General features: G+C 63.3%; 15 protein-coding genes. 6 read left to right on the top strand and 9 right to left on the bottom strand.

All coding sequences use genetic code 11. The features are described from left to right. Positions 1 to 154 precede the first annotated feature (154 nt). Positions 155 to 1,645 carry a sensor domain-containing diguanylate cyclase gene (locus tag REH59_RS04005; protein ID WP_265536595.1) on the top strand — a complete coding sequence of 497 codons (1,491 nt, stop codon included), beginning with the start codon at positions 155 to 157 and terminating at the stop codon, positions 1,643 to 1,645. Here REH59_RS04005 and REH59_RS04000 read toward each other — a convergent pair. Then, the gene (locus REH59_RS04000; RefSeq protein WP_003247307.1) at positions 1,642 to 2,118 is read right to left on the bottom strand and encodes a ferritin-like domain-containing protein; all 477 of its coding nucleotides are present in this window, start codon (positions 2,116 to 2,118) and stop codon (positions 1,642 to 1,644) included. The two genes, REH59_RS04005 and REH59_RS04000, sit on opposite strands and share 4 nt — an antisense overlap. A 201-nt stretch (positions 2,119 to 2,319) precedes the next feature. Here REH59_RS04000 and REH59_RS03995 point away from each other — a divergent pair, with 201 nt between their 5' ends. Then, a complete protein-coding gene (locus REH59_RS03995; protein ID WP_003247308.1) occupies positions 2,320 to 2,541 on the top strand; it encodes a DUF3820 family protein in 222 nt (73 codons plus the stop codon). A 477-nt stretch (positions 2,542 to 3,018) separates the two neighbouring features. Here REH59_RS03995 and REH59_RS03990 read toward each other — a convergent pair whose 3' ends face one another. Genes REH59_RS03990 through ptsP form a run of 3 tightly spaced genes read right to left on the bottom strand, consistent with a single transcriptional unit; the run spans position 3,019 to position 8,558 of the window. Further along, complete coding sequence (locus tag REH59_RS03990) at positions 3,019 to 4,761, bottom strand: PTS fructose-like transporter subunit IIB (RefSeq protein WP_003247309.1); 1,743 nt, start codon at positions 4,759 to 4,761, stop codon at positions 3,019 to 3,021. Continuing rightward, entirely contained in the window at positions 4,758 to 5,705 is a 948-nt protein-coding gene (pfkB, locus tag REH59_RS03985; protein WP_100773942.1) for a 1-phosphofructokinase, read from the bottom strand. The genes REH59_RS03990 and pfkB overlap by 4 nt, the downstream gene beginning before the upstream one ends. Then, the gene (gene ptsP, locus REH59_RS03980) at positions 5,706 to 8,558 is read right to left on the bottom strand and encodes a phosphoenolpyruvate--protein phosphotransferase (RefSeq protein WP_014860786.1); all 2,853 of its coding nucleotides are present in this window, start codon (positions 8,556 to 8,558) and stop codon (positions 5,706 to 5,708) included. 284 nt (positions 8,559 to 8,842) lie between these two features. Here ptsP and cra point away from each other — a divergent pair, with 284 nt between their 5' ends. Further along, positions 8,843 to 9,838 (top strand): catabolite repressor/activator, encoded by a 996-nt coding sequence (cra, locus tag REH59_RS03975; protein ID WP_003247312.1) that lies wholly within the window; start codon positions 8,843 to 8,845, stop codon positions 9,836 to 9,838. Positions 9,839 to 9,840: 2 nt separating this feature from the next. Then, entirely contained in the window at positions 9,841 to 10,617 is a 777-nt protein-coding gene (locus REH59_RS03970) for a TatD family hydrolase (RefSeq protein ID WP_003247313.1), read from the top strand. A gap of 44 nt (positions 10,618 to 10,661) precedes the next feature. Here REH59_RS03970 and ampE read toward each other — a convergent pair whose 3' ends face one another. The 3 genes from ampE to REH59_RS03955 all read right to left on the bottom strand — a co-directional run bounded on the left by ampE (position 10,662) and on the right by REH59_RS03955 (position 14,309). Continuing rightward, positions 10,662 to 11,492 (bottom strand): regulatory signaling modulator protein AmpE, encoded by an 831-nt coding sequence (ampE, locus tag REH59_RS03965; RefSeq protein WP_003247314.1) that lies wholly within the window; start codon positions 11,490 to 11,492, stop codon positions 10,662 to 10,664. Further along, positions 11,489 to 12,061 carry a 1,6-anhydro-N-acetylmuramyl-L-alanine amidase AmpD gene (gene ampD, locus REH59_RS03960; RefSeq protein WP_004575862.1) on the bottom strand — a complete coding sequence of 191 codons (573 nt, stop codon included), beginning with the start codon at positions 12,059 to 12,061 and terminating at the stop codon, positions 11,489 to 11,491. Before ampD ends, ampE begins: the two co-directional genes overlap by 4 nt. 88 nt (positions 12,062 to 12,149) lie before the next feature. Next, positions 12,150 to 14,309: a DUF1631 domain-containing protein gene (locus REH59_RS03955; protein ID WP_265536594.1), complete on the bottom strand. Its 2,160-nt coding sequence runs from the start codon at positions 14,307 to 14,309 to the stop codon at positions 12,150 to 12,152. 243 nt (positions 14,310 to 14,552) lie between these two features. On the opposite strand from REH59_RS03955, the gene nadC reads away from it, so the two are divergent. After that, complete coding sequence (gene nadC / locus REH59_RS03950; RefSeq protein WP_014860180.1) at positions 14,553 to 15,401, top strand: carboxylating nicotinate-nucleotide diphosphorylase; 849 nt, start codon at positions 14,553 to 14,555, stop codon at positions 15,399 to 15,401. A 75-nt stretch (positions 15,402 to 15,476) separates the two neighbouring features. Here the strand turns inward: nadC and trxB are convergent, their stop codons facing one another. Then, positions 15,477 to 16,439, bottom strand: a complete 963-nt coding sequence (gene trxB / locus REH59_RS03945; RefSeq protein WP_004575865.1) for a thioredoxin-disulfide reductase — start codon at positions 16,437 to 16,439, stop codon at positions 15,477 to 15,479. A 330-nt stretch (positions 16,440 to 16,769) separates the two neighbouring features. Here trxB and cysZ point away from each other — a divergent pair, with 330 nt between their 5' ends. Further along, positions 16,770 to 17,498 (top strand): sulfate transporter CysZ, encoded by a 729-nt coding sequence (gene cysZ / locus REH59_RS03940; protein WP_010952022.1) that lies wholly within the window; start codon positions 16,770 to 16,772, stop codon positions 17,496 to 17,498. Between the two features lie 44 nt (positions 17,499 to 17,542). Here the strand turns inward: cysZ and REH59_RS03935 are convergent, their stop codons facing one another. Then, positions 17,543 to 18,160, bottom strand: a complete 618-nt coding sequence (locus tag REH59_RS03935) for a GAD-like domain-containing protein (RefSeq protein ID WP_128573654.1) — start codon at positions 18,158 to 18,160, stop codon at positions 17,543 to 17,545. Positions 18,161 to 18,235: the final 75 nt, after the last annotated feature.

Below are 18,235 nucleotides of genomic sequence, written 5' to 3'. Positions count from 1 at the left end.
CGCCGATGTTCGCGGGTAAATCCGCTCCTACAGGGGCACACGGCAACTCGAAAAGAACAGTACACCGTGCTTCCGTCGGACAAATCTTGTCCGACAATCCCTGCTTCCCTAGAATACCGCCGCCGCGAATGGCCCTGCCCACGCAGTAGCGAGCATGCCCACCCAATCCCCGCGTTTCGCAATCTACAGGTCGCACCCCGAGCTGATCCTCAATCTGGGCAGTTGCCTTGCCGTGCTCGCCATCGTGGCCATCGTCAGCTACCTGCTTGCCCGCGAGCGCGAGAGTGTCGAGCAGTCGGCGGTGCGCTCGTCGAACAACATCGTCCAGCTGATCGAAAGCGACATTCTGCGCAACGTCGAACTCTACGACCAATCACTGCAAGGCCTGATCTGGGCCGTCGGGCGCAAGGAACTGCCGGAAGTCCCCGGCCCGATACGCCAGCGCCTGCTGTTCAATGAAGCCTTTGTCGACCGCAAGCGCGGTGACGTGCTGTGGCTGGACAAGCAAGGCAATGTCGTCGGCGACTCCACCAGCAACGTGCCACGCAAGGCCAACTTCGGCGACACCGGGGTGTTCAAGGCCCACCAGCACAATGCCAACCTCGGCTTGCTGGTGGGCCCCCCGTTCAAGGCCAAGCTTGGCGACCTGGACTGGTGTATCAGTTTCAGCCGACGCATCTCGGGCCCCAATGGCGAGTTCGCCGGGTTGGCAGCGGGTGCGCTGCGCCTGTCGTACTTCAATGAGTTGTTCCAGCGCCTGGACATTGGCCACGACAGCAGCATCAACCTGTTCAATACCGACGGGCAGTTGCTCGTCCGCCAGCCCTCCCCCGCGCAAGACCCGCTGATTGGCACTTACTACACCGAACGGCCCAATTTCAAGCGCATCCTCAGTGAACAGAGCGGTAGCTTCACCGCCCGCTCCCACAGCAGCGGCAAGCCGCGCATATTCACCTTCGCCCGGGTCGCGCAATTGCCCCTGATCGTACTGGTGGTGCATTCGGCCGACGAGGTGTTTCAGTCCTGGCGCCGCACCGCCATTCTGGTCAGCGTCGCCACCGGCGGTCTGTGCGTGGGCATTCTGTGGCTGACGTTGCTGCTTGGCCGCGAACTGCGCCGCCGCCACGAAGCCGAAGAAAACCTGGCCATGCTCGCTTCCACCGATAGCCTGACTGGCCTGGCCAACCGCCGCAGGCTGGACCATGTGCTGCGCCAGGAATGGGCCCGCGCACAACGCAGCCGTAAGCCGTTGGCGATACTGATGGTGGACGTGGACCACTTCAAGGCATTCAACCAGCGCCATGGCCATGCCGGTGGCGACCATGCCTTGCGCGAAGTGGCGAAGGCCATCGAAGCCTGCATTCGTCGCCCGGCAGACCTGGCTGCGCGCTATGGTGGGGAGGAGTTTCAGGTAGTGCTGCCGGAAACCGATCTGGCCGGGGCCCAGCTACTGGCTGAACGCATCCGCGCCAGCGTCGAGGCGCTGGCGCCGTTTGCGGATGATGCCCACGCAGTGACCGTGAGCATCGGTATCGGTCTGTCCGGCACCCAGCACGACCTTGGCAGGGTGCTGGGTGCTGCGGACGAAGCGCTCTACCGCGCCAAGGCCAATGGCCGAAATCGGGTAGAGGGCCCGCTCGATTAGGAGCGGGCGCGGGCAGCGTTGCGCAGGGCCTTGACCTGGTCATGGTTGCGCTGCACGCCTTGCAGCTGCTTTTCCACCAGGCTGTAGGTCATGTCGCTGGCAGTGCGGCCCAGTTTCACCAGCTTTTCGCGGGCTTCCTTGTAGGCCTTGAGGGCGTGGTCCTCGCCACGCTCCACCTCGTTCAGCACGGCTTCTTCGTCCTTGCCGGTGACCATCGACTTGAGGTTGACCCAGCCGCGGTGAAGGTCGCCACTGATGCTGGTAGAGGTTTCCGGATCGCCGCCCAGGCGGCGCACTTCGCCCTGCAATTCACTGGCAGCGTTGGCGCACTCGCCCGCACGCTGGACGAAGAACGCTTTCAGTTCGGGGTTCTTTACATCATCGGCCGAGGCCTTGAAACCTTTCTCGCCATCCTTGCTGTACTCGATCAGGTCGTTGAGTACGTCGATCACGTCTTTGTTGGGGTTGCTCATGGTCGAACTCCTTGGCAGGTGATAGTCCTCTAGAGAATTGCAGTGTTCGTGCCACGCTTTTAAAAAACTCAAACCCCTTATTATTCAATAACTTATAGCTTGATGGGAGACTACTGTTTACGGCGTTCTGCATGATTGCCGCTTGGGGCTTCGTGCAGATTGCAGTATGGTCGGCGCCTTTCCACAGCCAGGTGCGCGAAGATGAAGCCGGAAACTCTCGAACTACTGGTGACCCGCAGCATGCCGTTCGGCAAGTACCAGGGAAGGATCATTGCCGACCTGCCCGGTGACTACCTGGCGTGGTTTGCGCGCAAGGGCTTCCCGGCAGGGGAACTGGGCGGGTTGCTGGCATTGATGCATGAGATCGATCACAACGGGCTGGGTGATCTACTGGTGCCGTTGCGGCAGAAGCATCGCCGTTGAAAGGCCAACGCGGGCTCTGTGGGAGCAACTGTCTTGCTCAATTTCTGAAAGCTGGCGCGATCCGTGTGGGAGCGGCCTTGCGTCGCGAAAGGGCTGCACAGCAGCCCCGGGATTTCAGCGTCGATGCATATAATGCCGGGGCCGCTTCGCGGCCCTTTCGCGACACAAGGCCGCTCCCACAGGCCGGTGTTCAGCCTCAGCCCAGCGCGGTATCGAGAAACCTCATCACCGCAAAACCGCCCATCAACCCTGGGTAATGGAGCTGGGTGCAGCGCTGGGCATCAAGGCCTAGCCGGCGCTGGAAGCCCTGAAGGTCGCCGTACACATCTAAAGCCTGGCGCAGTCCTTGTGAGAGCGGCCTTGTGTCGCGAAAGGGCTGCGAAGCAGCCCCAGATTTTCAGCTTCGCAACTTAGATTGCCGGGGCCGCTTTGCGGCCCTTTCGCGACACAAGGCCGCTCCCACAGAACGAGGTCTGCTCATACACTTTTAGCAGGCGCAACGGCCAACTCCACACCCTCGCTCTTCTTGATAACCGCATACACCACCGCTGTCACCAGGCTACCCGCCACAATCGCCAGCAAATACAGCAACGCATGGTTGATCGCGTTGGGGATCAACAACACGAACAAGCCGCCATGCGGCGCCATCAGCTTGCAGCCAAAATACATCGACAATGCCCCGGTCAACGCACCACCGGCGATACTGGCCGGAATCACCCGTAACGGGTCCTTGGCGGCAAACGGAATCGCCCCCTCGGAGATGAAGCACAGTCCCAGCGCCAGCGCCGCCTTGCCCGCCTCGCGCTCGCTCTGGGCGAACTTGCGCCTGGCCAGGAAGGTGGCAATACCCAAGCCAATCGGCGGCACCATGCCGGCGGCCATGGTCGCCGCCATTGGCGCGTAGCTCGACGAGGCAAGCAGCCCCACCGAGAACGCATAGGCGGCCTTGTTGATCGGCCCGCCAAGGTCGACGCACATCATGCCGCCCAGCAACAGCCCCAGCAGGATGGCATTGGTGGTGCCCATGCTGTCGAGGAAGTGCGTCAGGCCTTCGAGCATCGCCGCTACCGGCTGGCCGACCACGTAGATCATCACCAGCCCGGTGAACAGACTGGCCAGCAATGGAATGATAAGGATCGGCTTGAGCGCCTCCAGGCTGCTGGGCAAGCGCGCCCATCGGGCAATGGCCTTGGCACTGTAACCGGCGAGGAAACCGGCGACGATGCCACCGATAAAGCCGGCCCCCAAGGTGCTGGCCAACAGGCCGCCAATCATGCCCGGGGCCAGCCCGGGGCGGTCGGCGATGGACCAGGCGATATAGCCTGCCAGTAGCGGAACCATCAGTTTGAAGGCGGCTTCACCGCCAATCTGCATCAACGCCGCCGGCAAGGTGCCCGCCTCTTTGTAGGCCTCGATACCGAACACGAACGACAGGGCAATCAGCAGACCGCCGGCCACCACCATCGGCAGCATGAACGACACACCGGTCAGCAAGTGCTTGTACACGCCGGTTTTCTCGCCCTTGGCCGGCGTGGTCGCCGCTGCAGCGTCGGCAGCGTTTTCCACCGTGGCCTGCGCCAAGGCTTTGTCCAGGGTAGCGCGGGCCTGCTTGAGGGCAATGCCGGTACCACAACGGTAAATACGTTTACCGGCGAAACGTGCAGTGGGTACTTCAATGTCGGCGGCCAGCAGCACCACGTCGGCCGCTGCGATGGCGTCAGCGGACAAGGGGTTGCGCGCACCGACCGAGCCCTGGGTCTCGACGGTAAGCTGGTAGCCCAGTTGTTGTGCGGCTTGCTGCAAGGCTTCAGCGGCCATGAAGGTATGGGCTACGCCGGTCGGGCATGCCGTGACGGCAACGATGCGGGCGCCAGCACTGCCAACTGCGGCGGGGGTGCCTGTCACCGCGGCCAGCAGTTCGGCGTTGGCCGCCGCTTCGTCGAGAAAGCCTTCGCGATCAGCCAGCGCCTGGGACGGCGTGCTTTGGTACAGGCGCTTGCCGACGAAGCGGGCCAGGTCCACCGGCCCGGTGCTGACCACAAGCACCCAGTCAGCCTCGGCGATCTGTGCAGCGCTCAGTTGCCGCTCGGGGTGTTCAGTATTCTGCACTTCGACGCTGGTGCTCCAGCCGCGCCGCTGGGCAGCGGCGGACAGCAAGCGTGCGCTCAGTACACTCGATACCTGGCCGTTGGGGCAGGCGGTGACTATGGCAATGTTCATCGGCAACCCTCTTGTTGTTCTGTCAGTTGCACGGCCGCTTCCAACTGCGCCAGGTGCTCGCGGTCATGGATGCCGAAGCCAACCTGGGTAACGGCCTGGGCGGCGATGGCAGTGGCCCGGGTCAACGTCTGTGCAGGCGCCTCGGCCAGCAGCAGGCCGTGGACCATGCCGGCCACCAGCGAATCCCCCGCCCCCACCGTGCTGGCCACCCGCACCTTGGGTGGGCGGGCCTGCAGGGCCAGATCGCGACTGAACCAAGTGACGCCCTGCTCGCCCGCAGACACCACCACGTGTTCAACGCCACTGTCCAGCAGGCGCTTGGCGGCGGCGCGCTGTTGCGCCAGGTTATCCACAGCCAGGCCTAGCACTTCGCCCAGTTCTTCGGTATTGGGCTTGACCAACCAGGGCGCGCTTTGCAAGCCGACACGCAGGGCTTCACCACTGCTGTCCAGGACTACCTTGAGGCCTTGGGCCTTCAACCGTTCGAGCAACTGGCGGAACCAGTCGGCACTGATTCCACGCGGCAGGCTACCGGCCACCACCACGGCATCGTGACCGGGGGCAATCTGTTCCAGCCTGTGCAGCAAGGCACTGCGTGCCGCCTCGTCGACCTCCGGGCCCTGCCCGTTGATGTCGGTCACGCGGCCATCGGCCTCGACCAGCTTGATATTGCTGCGGGTTTCGCCCGGCACACGGACAAAGCAGTCGGTAAAACCGCGGCCGTCGATCAGCGCCTCGAAGGGCTGCAGATTGTCGCGCCCGAGGAAACCGCCCACGGTTACGCTGTGCCCCAGGTCGGCCAGTACCTGGGCAACGTTCAGCCCCTTGCCCGCGGCGTGACTGTGCTGCGCCTGGCTACGGTTGACCTGCCCTGGGCGCAGAGTGTCCAGGCCGATGGTGATATCCAGCGCAGGGTTCAGGGTGAGAGTGAGGATCTTGGCCATTCAGTAACGCTCCACCAGCGCGCGAACTGCTGCGGCGCTGTCCTGTTGCAGGGCCTCGCGCGCCAGGGCGCGGGCTGTCTGATGATCGGCCTGGCGAACCAGTGCCTTGACTTCGGCGATGCTGCGCGCGGAGACGCTGAGTTCGTCCACGTCCAGCCCCAGCAGCACGGCCACCGCCTGCGGGTCGGCTGCCAGCTCGCCACACACGCCCACCCACTTGCCGTGGGCATGGGCGGCGCGCACGGTCATGTCGATCAGGCTCAATACCGCCGGGTGCAGGCCATCGGCCTGTGCCGAGAGGCTGGGGTGGCCACGGTCGATGGCCAAGGTGTATTGAGTCAGGTCGTTGGTGCCGATGCTGAAGAAGTCCACCTCGCGCGCCAATTGCGCTGCCAGCAGGGCCGCTGAAGGCACCTCGACCATAATGCCCAGTTGCAGGTCGGCTACCGGGATTTCTGCACGCAGGCGCTCTACCATGGCCCGAGCCTCACGCCATTCGTGCACCTGGCCAACCATGGGGAACATGATACGCAACGGGCGCTGGTCGGCAGCCCGCAACAACGCGCGCAACTGGTCTTCCATCACTTGCGGGCGCTGCAGGGTCAAGCGCACGCCGCGCACGCCGAGGAAGGGATTTTCCTCGGCAGCAATCGGCCAGTAAGGCAACGGTTTGTCGCCGCCAACATCCAGGGTGCGCACCACCAGCGGGCGCCCATCGAGGCCATCGAGCACGCGGCGGTACTCGGCTTCCTGGGTAGCCACATCCGGCGCTTGAGGGTGGGCCATGAAAATCAGTTCGGTGCGCAGCAGGCCGACACCTTCGGCGCCCTGCTCCACCACCTTGGCGATGCCGTTGCTATCGCCGATGTTGGCAAACACCTCGACGGCATGCCCATCACGGGTGATAGCCGGCTCGAAGCGGTTGGCCCAAGCGGCCTGCAGGCGTTGCTCGCGCAGGTCACGCTCGGCCAGCGCCCGCTGCAGCTCATCCGCTGGCGGTGCGACGCTGACCATACCACGCTGCCCATCGAGCAGCAGCGGCGTACCACTCTCCAACAGCAGTATCGATGCACCCGCGCCGACCACTGCTGGTATGCCCAACGCCCGTGCGACGATGGCACTGTGGGCCGTGGCCCCGCCCTGGGCGGTGACAATGCCGGCAACCCGGTTGGGGTCCAGGCGGGCGACATCGGATGGACCGACTTCGGTCATCACCAGCACATAGGGTTGCTCGGGTTCAGCCTGCGCCTGCACACCACACAACTGCGCCAGCACGCGGCGGCCAATATCGCGCAGGTCGGCGGCGCGCTCGGCGAGCAGCGCATCGTGCAACGCCTCTTGCTGACGGGCCGCAGCTTCGATCACGGCCATCCACGCGGCCGCAGCGCTTTCGCCCTGGGCCAGGCGCTGTTCGACATCATCGGTCAGGGCCGGGTCGGCAAGCATTTCCTGGTGGGTGACGAAAATTTCGCCAATGGCCTTGTCGCTGCGCAGGACCAAAGCCTGCAGTTCGCCGTTGACGGTAGCCAAGGCTTCGCGCAGTTTCTGCCGCTCCAGGGCGCACGATTCCCCCCGCAAGGGATAGTCGAACTCACGCTCGACACAGACATGCGCCGGGCCGCTGGCAATGCCGGGGGCGGCGCCCACACCCTGGATACGGCTGCCGGCCGCTGGCGCTTGCAGGACTTCGGGTACGTCATCGGCAATGGGCGCGACGCTCTGCGGTAGCGGTTCTACCTCTTCACCCAAGCCTTGCTCGATAGCCGCCAGCAGCACCGGCAAGGCATCGGCAGCGATGCTCGGTTCGGCGACCAGTTCCAGTGCCTGACCACGGCGTGCGCCGAGGCTGAGCAGCTTGCTCAGGCTCTTCACCGATACGGCTGGCTGCGCGCTATCGACCAGGCGCACACGGATTTCCCCTTCAAAGCCTTTGGCCAGTTGTGCAAGCACCTTGGCCGGTCGCGCATGCAAGCCATGTGGATTGGCCAGCACGACACGTGCGCTAGGCCAGTCCGCCGGCGCTTCACCGCCCAACACTTCCAGTACCGCACGGCTGCTGGTGGCCTGGTAGAGCATCTGCCCGCGGCCTTCGATCAACACTTCGCACAGACGCTCGAGCAGGGCCTCGTGAGCGGCCCCAAGGCTGGCCAGGCAGAACAGACCGTTGAGCGGCTGGTCGCGGTAACGCAGCGGCTGCTGCGGGGTGATGAAGGCGAGGCCCGGTTGACGAACCTGGCGCTCGCTGTGCAGCCACCACAGGCCCTCTCCCAGCGGCAGCGGCTCGGCCTGCTGCAGCACGGCGGCAAAGCCACTGTCGACACAGTCGGCACGTTGCAGCAGGCGGGCACCGCGCCAGGCCAGTTCGTCGAAGTCTTCTGCCGGCACGTTCAGGCCGACCAGCTGCGCATCCAGCGCCAGCGCCTGAGGCGCGCCCTGCAGCAGCTTGAGCAGCGCTTCGGCAGAGCTGGCACGGCGCAAGGCTTCGGCCAGATCGGTCTCGCCCAGCGCCCGGGTCAACAGCTGCAGCAGGCGCAGGTGTTCGTCGGAGCGGGCGGCAATACCAATGGCCAGGTAGACCATTTGCCCGTCACCCCAGTCTACTCCCTCGGGGAACTGCAGCAGGCGTACGCCGGTGGCATACACCAGGTCACGTGTTTGCGGCGTACCATGGGGAATGGCGATGCCCTGGCCAAGAAACGTGGAGCCTTGTGCCTCCCGGGCCTGCAGCCCTTGCAGGTAACCGTCGGCGACCAGGCCGTCCGCAACCAGCCGATCCGCCAAAAGGCGCAATGCCTCGGCCTTGTCGGCGGCCTTCTGGCCCATGGCTATCTGCTCATTGGCGAGCTCGAGCATGACCTTCTCCTTTTGCAGTTCCCGTTCGGGTACTGGAGTATTGTTGTGAAATTCACATAAAGGGCCAGTTCAGCAGCCTTGCGCAGGTGGCAGCCGAGGCAGAAAATTCGGCAGCTGAAACGTTTAATCTGACCAGACGGCCACGTTACTCGATAATCTGCCCAGTAAAAAGCCCCATCCTGTCGGACAATTGCGACAATGGTCGTCTGCGCGTGATGCCTGTACCGGGTCAAACTACCCGGACCGGCCTTACAGCCAGCCCCGGTAATAACAAGGAAAATTCGGTGAAACTCAGCGATATCGCCCGTCTGGCCGGTGTGTCCGTGACCACTGCCAGCTACGTCATCAATGGCAAGGCTGAACAGCAGCGCATCAGTAACAGTACTGTCGAGCGGGTACGCGCGGTGGTCGAAGCCCACGGCTTCACCCCCAACCCGCAGGCTGCTGGGCTGCGCAGCCGGCATACCCGCACCCTGGGCTTCATTCTCCCGGATCTGGAGAACCCCAGCTACGCCCGCATTGCCAAGCAACTGGAGCAAGGCGCCCGCGCCCGCGGCTACCAGCTGCTGATCGCCAGCAGCGACGACCAGCCAGACAGCGAGCGCCAACTGCAGCAACTGTTCCGTGCGCGCCGATGCGATGCGCTGTTCGTTGCCAGTTGCCTGCCGCCAGAAGATGACAGCTACCGCGAGCTGCAGGACAAAGGCCTGCCGGTGATTGCCATCGACCGCCGCCTGGACCCCGCACACTTCTGCTCGGTGATCAGCGACGACCGCGATGCCAGCCGCCAGCTGGCCGCCAGCCTGCTCAGCTCGGCCCCACGCAGCATCGCCCTGATAGGCGCGCGCCCCGAGCTGTCGGTTAGCCAGGCGCGTGCCGGCGGATTCGACGAAGCCCTGCAAGGCTATACCGGCGAAGTGCGCCGCTATCAGGGCGAAGCGTTCAGCCGTGAGTGCGGCCAACGCCTGATGCAGCAACTGATCGACGACCTGGGGGGCCTGCCGGATGCTCTGGTGACCACTTCGTACGTGCTGTTGCAGGGCGTGTTCGACACCCTCCAGGCGCGCCCGGTCGACTCGCGCCAACTGCAGCTGGGTACCTTTGGCGACAACCAGTTGCTCGACTTCCTGCCGCTGCCGGTCAATGCCATGGCCCAGCAGCATGGCCAGATTGCCGCCACTGCGCTTGAACTGGCACTGGCCGCCATCGAGGAAAAACGCTATGAACCCGGCGTGCACGCCGTTGGCCGCACCTTCAAGCAACGCATCTCAGCGGCCTGAACATGCGCCTGATCGACACCCACACCCACCTGGACTTCCCCGACTTCGACGCCGACCGTCCGCGCCTGCTGGCCAACGCGGCGGCCCGTGGGCTGGAGCGGATGGTGGTGCTGGGGGTGTACCAGGCGAATTTCCAGCGCGTGTGGGAGCTGGCCTGCGCCGAGCCGCGCCTGTTCGCCGCGCTTGGCCTGCACCCGGTCTACCTCGACCAGCATCGCCCTGAGCACCTGGTGCAGTTGCGCGAGTGGCTGGAGCGCCTGCGCGACAACCCGCGGCTATGTGCCGTAGGTGAGTTTGGCCTGGACTATTACCTCGCAGACCTTGACAAGACCCGCCAGCAGGCGCTGTTCGAAGCGCAACTGCAGATGGCTTGCGACTTCGAACTACCGGCCCTGCTGCACGTGCGCCGCAGCCATGCCCAGGTGATTGCCACACTCAAGCGCTACAAGCCAGCGCGGGCGGGGGTGATTCATGCGTTTGCCGGCAGCTACGAAGAGGCCCGCGAGTACATCAAGCTGGGCTTCCTGCTGGGGTTGGGCGGTGCGGGTACCTGGCCGCAGGCGCTGCGGCTGCGCAAGACTCTGGCGCGGCTGCCACTGGACAGTGTGGTGCTGGAGACTGATGCACCGGACATGGCACCGGCGATGTACCCGGGGGTACGCAACAGCCCGGAGCATCTGCCGGAAATTGCCACGGCGCTGGCGCACGTGATGGAGCTGGATGTCGAGGTGCTGGCACAGGCCAGCACCCGCAATGCTTGCACGTTGTTCGGCTGGTGAAACTCGGGTGACCGGGATTCGCGTGGGATGCGATTGGCCCCGAATCAGACCAGCACGGTCCACAGCGCGAACCCGGCATACCACAGCACTGCACAGCGCAACAGCAGTTCCCACAGACTGTCCAGCCGCCCCAAACCGCGCTGGCTGTCCTCTTCTTCGGGAATGTCATCGGCAATCCGCCCCACCCGAGCCACCAGGTGCCCGGCGCTGATGTGCCAGTTGAGTACCTCGTGCAGCATCACCCGTGTCACCGCGAGGAAGTTGCCCACCAGGGCAAAGCTCAACGCCAGCGCCCGCACCGGCAACCAGTCCATGATGTGCCGCAACTGCTCGGCACGCGCCTTCAAAGCCGGCTGCTTGCTGTGCTCACTACACAGCGCCAACAATCGATAAGCCAGCGCAGCGCCAGGGCCCAGTACGAAATACCAGAAGATCACCGCAAAAAAGCCCTGGTACACCTGCCACAGCAAGTTACCCTGCACCCGTACCAGCAAGCTGTGGGGTTCATCGGCCACCAGGCCCAGGTCACGCTCGGCTACGTGCAGCGCCGCCTGATCGTCCCCCCGCCGCCAGGCATCACGAAACGCCCCCAACGATGCCTTGGCATCGCCGCGGCCCAGGCTGTAGATCAGCACCAGCAGGTGCACCGGCAACGCCAGCAAACCATACGCCACCGGCTCCAGCACATGCAGCAGCAACACCAGCAGCGCTACCGGCGCCAACACCAGGATGGCCAACGTCCACCACGGGTGCACCTTGCCACTGCGCTCCAGGCGCACCAGTTCACCAAGAAAGAACCCGTCACGCTGCACCTTATGGCGCAGCGCCGAAAACTTCTCGACCCACAGCGCCAGCACCAACACCAGAAAACTCATGCCTTGTCCTCGTTGTGCTGCAGCGCCTGGCGGTAGCGCGGCCAGTCGAAGGCCGGGCCGGGGTCGGTCTTGCGCTGCGGGGCAATGTCGCTGTGGCCCTGAATGCGGTTCAGGTCGATGGCCGGCCAGGCACTGCGGATGTGCCGGGTGAGTTGCTCCAGCACCGCATACTGGGCATCGGTATAGGGCAGGTCGTCGGTGCCTTCCAGCTCGATGCCGATGGAAAAGTCGTTACAGCCTTCGCGCCCGTCAAAGCTCGACACACCCGCATGCCAGGCACGGTCATGCAACGACACGAACTGCGTCACCGCGCCGTCACGCTCGACGAACAGGTGCGCCGACACAGTCAAGTGGTTGATGCTGGCAAAATACGGGTGTTCATCAGGGGCCAGGCGGTTCTGGAAGAATTGCTGCACCTTGCCCGTGCCGAAACAGGCCGGGGGCAGGCTGATGTTGTGGATCACCAGCAGGGAAATCGATTCGCCTTCGGGGCGCGCATTGAAGTTCGGCGAGGGGCAGTGGGTGATTCCGATTCCGTGGAACCAGCCAGTGGCACGGTCCAATTGCATGGGCAGATCCTGAAAAACGCCGTGAACATGCCCACAGTATGCCCTGCGGCCAACACCGTGTGCATGTGAATGATTGTAATGAGTCTGCCTATTGCGTCTGCCCTTGCCGCAAGCTCTCAAGTACCGCCTCCAGCGCCCGTTCGAATAACAGACGGTCATCCAGTACGCGCACTTCGTGCCGCTGCAGTGCCTGGGCCAGGCTGGCGCTGCTCCACTCGCGCACTTTCATGCCGGTGCGGTTGGCAAACACCAGCCTGTCACTGCTGTCAATGCGCGCGACCAGCTTGCAGCGCAGTGGTTCATCCTCGTCGAGCACCTCGACCCAGGTGCCGATGCGCAGGCGTTGCGCCTGGCGCAGCGCTGCAGCCTGCCCGTCGGCAGCGTGCAGGGGCACGCAGGCGGGCTCTTCGGCAATCGTCAGCACAATCTCTTCAGCCACCCGCACGTCGCCCAAGGATTGGCCCTCCCCCCCCGGCAGCGCCTCATTACCTGCGCAGGCCCGCAGGTGCAACTGTTCCAGTTGCAGGAAAAACTCGCGGGTCGCCACCGCGTCCAGGGCTACGCTGGCCAGGCCATCGCGCAGCGCCTTGAGCAGGCCTGGCACCTGCTGCAGCAAGGCTTGTGGCTCATGTGGCGGCGTGATGCTGGCCAGCAGCATGTCCATCGTCTGCACTGCGTCGTGCCAGGCCTGTGAGGCCTCGCCCTGTTTCAGCCAAGCCAGCAGCAGTACCTGGCTCCAGGCCTGCACCAACATTTGCACCACCACCTGCGGCAGTACCCGGCCACGCAGGCGCTGGTTGAGCACGTGCTGCACCTGCTGCCTGGCTTGCATTGCCCGGGCACGGCCTTCTTCGGCGTCGCGAGTGCGTTGCTCCAGCAACTCGTTACGTCGCCGTTCGTCCTGATTGAATGCCAGGAAGCCGTCGAGCAACTCGGCGAACAGGCTTGCATCGTCGGCAAAATCATTGAGCAGGCGCTGGACGATACGCTCTACCCGCACGTGCAAGCTGTCACGCTGGCACTCGCTGCCGCACTCCCAGCCAATCGCGGCGCCGGCGATTTCGTTGAGCAAACGGCGCGCCGGGTGGCTACTCCGGCTGAACAGCCCCTTGTCCAATAGTGCCACCTTGAGCAGGGGAATATGAAGGCGCGTAATCAGCGCCCGCAGGCTGGCCGGCAGGTTGTCGTCGTTGTGGATGAACGCGAACAGCAGGCCAACCAGGTTGATCATGTCTTCGTCAGCCACGTGAAGACGCCGACGCGTGCCGCTGCGCACACTCACCCGCAACAGCAGTTGCTCAAGCTGCTGGCCGAGCTCGAAGTCATCGGCCTCGTACGTGGCGGGCACATAGCGCTGCAAATGCGAAAGTAGCCGGAGCAGGTCAGCGGTACTGATCGGCTGGGCGGCAGCCACCGCGTGCAAGCGCGGAGCGAACTGCCCGCGCACCGGCGCCAGCAGTGCCTGCAACGAGGCAAACAACGCCTGCCCTGCGGCGTCCGCCCCCTCCTCCTGGCCAAGGTTCGCCGGCCCGGGTCGCGCACGCATGCGCCGGTCTTCGGCACGCCGGCGCGGCGCCGGTTGCAGCTCGGGCAGCACGCCGGCAGCGGCCAGCAACTGGTTGGCTTCGCCATAGATCACATCGACATCGCGCAGTACATAACGCTCGAACAGCTTCAGCAGCACCAGCTTGACCCGCAGGCCAACGCCCAGATTACGCCCGGCATCGAGAAAGTAACGACACAGCGCGGCTGGCCCCAATGGGTTGTACTGCTCGTACAGGGGGCGGTCGAGCAATGCCTGCAGGCGCAGACCCAGTTGCTGCAGGGCGATGCCATCGCGTGACAGCACCCGCGCCACCATGCCCTCGATGGCGGCGGCCCGCTCCATTTGAGCCTTGCTGCGCGGGTTGCCCGGCTCGACCAGGTTTGCCAGCAAGTCGACCTGGCCGGCTCGGAGGAAAGCATCATGGAACGTATCCAGAAAACCACGCTCGATGCTCTTGCGCTTCAGGCGCAGGTCACGCATGGCTTCGAAGTACAGGTTCTGGTCACTGCGGTCAAAGGCCTTGTCGGCCATTTCGAAGAGCGTGTCATCGGCATTGTCGAACAAGTCCTGCAGGCCCTGACGCAACTGCAACGCGGCCTTGTCGCGCACCTGCAGCAACACGACCGGAAGGCAAGGATGAGGCGTACGCCCCCCTCGGTCGATGGCTGCCGCCAAGGGCACCACCTTGCCTTCTTTTTGCATCCTGGACTCCTTGCAGGGTGTCTTGCCCGAAAGGGCTGGAAAATCGTCAAAGCCATGGCGCCAAATACCAGTCACCATTATCGGTAAAAAATCGCATAGCTACCAGCGCCGTTTCGCTGGCTGGCTAATGACCCTGATCGGCTCCGATTACTCACGACGTCCGACCAAAGGTCAGCGCCAAGGCGGCTGTACACACCGGCCCCCTGCCCTATAATCGCGGGCACCTAGCTTGTGGAGCCGACCATGCCGAACCTACGCCTTGCCGACCTGACCGCTGAAATTGAAGCCAACGTGCGCCGCGCGCTGTTGGAGGACATCGGCAGTGGCGATATCACCGCGCAACTGATCCCGGCCGAGCGCCTGGCCAAGGCGACCATCATCACCCGTGAAAACTGCGTGGTCGCCGGTACCGCCTGGGTCGATGCCGTATTCCGCCAGCTCGACCCGCGCGTTGCAGTGCACTGGCAGGTGGCCGACGGTGAGCAGGCCACTGCCAATCAGCCGTTGTTCCACCTGGAAGGCCCGGCCCGTTCGCTGCTCAGTGGGGAGCGCAGCGCACTGAACTTCCTGCAGCTGCTGTCGGGGGTCGCCACCCGTGCGCGCTTCCTCGCCGACCTGGTAGCCGGCACTCAGGTGCGCCTGCTGGACACCCGCAAAACCCTGCCGGGGCTTCGCCTGGCGCAAAAATACGCAGTGACCTGCGGTGGGTGCGACAACCACCGCATAGGCCTGTACGACGCCTTCCTGATCAAGGAAAACCACATCGCCGCCAGCGGCGGCGTAGCCGAGGCGGTGGCCGCAGCACACCGCATTGCGCCGGGCAAGCCGGTGGAAATCGAGGTCGAAAGCCTGGACGAACTGCGCCAGGCGCTGGCCGCTGGCGCGGACATCATCATGCTCGACGAGCTGAGCCTGGACGAAATGCGCGAAGCCGTGCGCATTACCGCTGGCAAAGCCAAACTTGAAGCCAGCGGCGGGGTCAACGAAACGACCCTGCGGGTGATTGCCGAGACGGGGGTGGACTACATCTCGATTGGCGCCATGACCAAGGATGTGAAAGCGGTGGACCTGTCGATGCGACTGAGCCTGTGAGCTGATTGCAGACAATAAAAAACCGGCGCTTGGCCGGTTTTTTATTGGGGGCGCTTTGCACCCCTTTTTCTCAGATCAGGACGAGGCGTTGGCCAAACCGTCCAGGTAGCGCTCGACATCCAGCGCTGCCATGCAGCCCGCACCGGCCGACGTGATGGCCTGGCGGTAAACGTGGTCAGCCACGTCGCCAGCGGCAAACACACCCTCTACGTTGGTCGCGGTGGCGTTGCCTTCGCGGCCGCCGTTGACTACCAGGTAGCCGTCTTTCAGGGTCAGCTGGCCTTCGAACAGCGAAGTGTTCGGGGTGTGGCCAATGGCGATGAACACGCCGTCGACCTTGATTTCGTCGCTGCTGCCGTCGTTGTTCTTCAGGCGCGCACCGGTTACACCCATGTTGTCACCCAGCACTTCGTCCAGGGTGGCGTTGAGCTTGAGCTCGATCTTGCCTTCGGCCACACGGGCGTTCAGCTTGTCGACCAGGATCTTCTCGGCGCGGAAGGTTTCGCGACGGTGTACCAGGGTCACTTTGCTGGCGATGTTGGCCAGGTACAGTGCCTCTTCCACGGCAGTGTTACCACCACCGACCACGGCGACCGGCTTGTTGCGGTAGAAGAAACCGTCACAGGTGGCACAGGCCGAAACACCCTTGCCCATGAAGGTTTCTTCCGACGGCAGGCCCAGGTAGCGAGCGCTGGCGCCAGTGGCGATGATCAGCGCATCACAGGTGTACTTGCCGCTGTCACCCTGCAGGGTGAACGGCTTGTTGGCCAGGTCGACAGCGTTGATGTGGTCGAAGACGATTTCGGTTTCAAAACGCTCGGCGTGCTCTTGCATACGCTGCATCAGAGCCGGGCCGGTCAGGCCGTGGGGGTCGCCCGGCCAGTTGTCGACTTCGGTGGTGGTGGTCAGCTGGCCACCCGCCTGCATGCCGGTGATCAGCAGCGGCTTGAGGTTGGCACGGGCGGCATACACCGCAGCGCTGTAACCGGCAGGGCCGGAACCGAGAATGATGACGCGCGAATGACGTACTTCAGACATGTCGAACTCCTGTCGAGCGGGCCGCAGGGCCGGCATCGGTGTACCGGCTGCGCCAGCCAAGAAATTAAAAAGGACCCACGCAGCACTTGGGGAAGGCTAAAACGCGCAGGCCCGCAAAGCGAAAAGTTGAGCGCACTGTAGCGAGGTCGCAAAGATTAAGGAAATATCCTTAGACAATCCACCTCATAGGCATCGCCTATGCTGCGATTTCATCGATAAACAAGCCCCGGGCGCTTTTGTTACATCCCGTTTCCCGCCCACGGCGTGCCTTTCGTCGGCGCGGCAAACTCGGTAAGGTCAGCGCGTTTTCCTTCTCTGCGGAGTATCTAGATGCAAGCCCCTGTCCTCTCTGGCCCCCAATACCTGCGCGAAGGCCTGAAACTGGTGCTGAGCCCGAACCTGCGGCTGTTCGTGCTGCTGCCACTGGCAGTCAACCTGTTGCTGTTCGGTGGCCTGATCTACTTCGCCGGCCACCAGTTCGGCCTGTGGCTCGATGCCCTGATGCCCACGCTGCCTGACTGGCTGAGCTTCCTCAGCTACATCCTCTGGCCGCTGTTCGTTGCCTTGCTGGTGCTGATGGTGTTCTTCACCTTCACCCTGGTGGCCAATATCATTGCCGCGCCGTTCAACGGCTTTCTGGCGGAAAAGGTCGAGGTGGTAGTGCGTGGCGAAGACACCTTCCCTGCCTTCAGCTGGGGCGAGCTGGCAGCCATGGTACCGCGCACCTTCAGCCGCGAAATGCGCAAGCTGGGCTACTTCCTGCCACGCGCCATCGGCCTGTTCGTCCTGTCGCTGATCCCGGTGGTCAACGTGGTGGCTGCGCCGCTGTGGCTGATCTTCGGCGTGTGGATGATGGCCATCCAGTACATCGACTACCCGGCGGACAACAACAAGATGAGCTGGCAGGACATGCTCGCCTGGCTGCGGCAGAAGCGCTGGCAGAGCCTGGGCTTTGGCGGCATCACCTACCTGGCATTGATGATTCCAGGGGTGAACGTGCTGATGATGCCGGCGGCAGTGGCCGGGGCTACGTTGTTCTGGGTGCGGGAGCGGAGCTGAAGGAGCGAGGGGCTGCAGGGCAGCCCCTTTTTGCGGATTGCTTTTTAGAAGTCGGAGAAACTGTAGGGTTCGAGGGTGGCAATCTGAGAAAGCAGTATTAGATGTTCCACTGCCTTAACCTTCTCGAGGTTAGCAAGGTCGCTTGACCCGCCGAACGCCAAGGCTGGAACGAACCCATACATTTCATCATGCTTTAGCATGCCCAATTTCTTCTTTGCGGGCTCGAACATACCATCAAAGTCAACAGACGCCTTCTCTTTGCCAAGGAAGAAACCTTGCACTTCCCTGTCCATATCCGCCGCCGTCAACTCATATTCACTGCCCCTGTATCGTGAAATATGAGCCAAAATCTTTACTGAGAAACCCGTTTGCTCTCCAAAGAGATACAGGTCACCAAATGCGCCGCGAGCGATCAGGTGGTATCTATCCCGCTTCTCCAATATTGTGCCTTCGATAAGCGAGGCAGTTACCCCTTCATATTCCTGGGGATTGACAGTCCAAAATATCCCGTCACCATACCCGCACCAACCGTGCTCACTCCAATACGCTAACAATTTGTTCGGCAAGATCCCTCTGTATCGATCCAGACTTGAGGGAGGAACCTTCTGTCGAGAAAACGGCTCACCAACTTGCTCTACAAACAGGGAAAAAACCTCATCCACGGCGAAAACCTCAAGCGACTAGCATTCATGGATTGTGCAAAGCTGCTAGAGATGACAGGGTTTCCTTTGCCTGCT

The organism is Pseudomonas sp. BO3-4, from assembly GCF_034044115.1.
Taxonomy (GTDB): Bacteria; Pseudomonadota; Gammaproteobacteria; order Pseudomonadales; family Pseudomonadaceae; genus Aquipseudomonas; species Aquipseudomonas alloputida.
This window is presented reverse-complemented; position numbering and strand designations above follow the sequence as displayed.

Bases quoted from the DNA above. Each gene is read 5' to 3' on its own strand.
- ptsP (WP_014860786.1), bottom strand. From the start codon at position 8,558: ATGCTCGAGCTCGCCAATGAGCAGATAGCCATGGGCCAGAAGGCCGCC.
- nadC (WP_014860180.1), top strand. From the start codon at position 14,553: ATGCCGAACCTACGCCTTGCCGACCTGACCGCTGAAATTGAAGCCAAC.
- ampD (WP_004575862.1), bottom strand. From the start codon at position 12,061: ATGCAATTGGACCGTGCCACTGGCTGGTTCCACGGAATCGGAATCACC.
- REH59_RS04005 (WP_265536595.1), top strand. From the start codon at position 155: ATGCCCACCCAATCCCCGCGTTTCGCAATCTACAGGTCGCACCCCGAG.
- pfkB (WP_100773942.1), bottom strand. From the start codon at position 5,705: ATGGCCAAGATCCTCACTCTCACCCTGAACCCTGCGCTGGATATCACC.
- REH59_RS03990 (WP_003247309.1), bottom strand. From the start codon at position 4,761: ATGAACATTGCCATAGTCACCGCCTGCCCCAACGGCCAGGTATCGAGT.
- REH59_RS03970 (WP_003247313.1), top strand. From the start codon at position 9,841: ATGCGCCTGATCGACACCCACACCCACCTGGACTTCCCCGACTTCGAC.
- ampE (WP_003247314.1), bottom strand. From the start codon at position 11,492: ATGAGTTTTCTGGTGTTGGTGCTGGCGCTGTGGGTCGAGAAGTTTTCG.
- trxB (WP_004575865.1), bottom strand. From the start codon at position 16,439: ATGTCTGAAGTACGTCATTCGCGCGTCATCATTCTCGGTTCCGGCCCT.
- REH59_RS03955 (WP_265536594.1), bottom strand. From the start codon at position 14,309: ATGCAAAAAGAAGGCAAGGTGGTGCCCTTGGCGGCAGCCATCGACCGA.
- cysZ (WP_010952022.1), top strand. From the start codon at position 16,770: ATGCAAGCCCCTGTCCTCTCTGGCCCCCAATACCTGCGCGAAGGCCTG.
- REH59_RS03995 (WP_003247308.1), top strand. From the start codon at position 2,320: ATGAAGCCGGAAACTCTCGAACTACTGGTGACCCGCAGCATGCCGTTC.
- REH59_RS04000 (WP_003247307.1), bottom strand. From the start codon at position 2,118: ATGAGCAACCCCAACAAAGACGTGATCGACGTACTCAACGACCTGATC.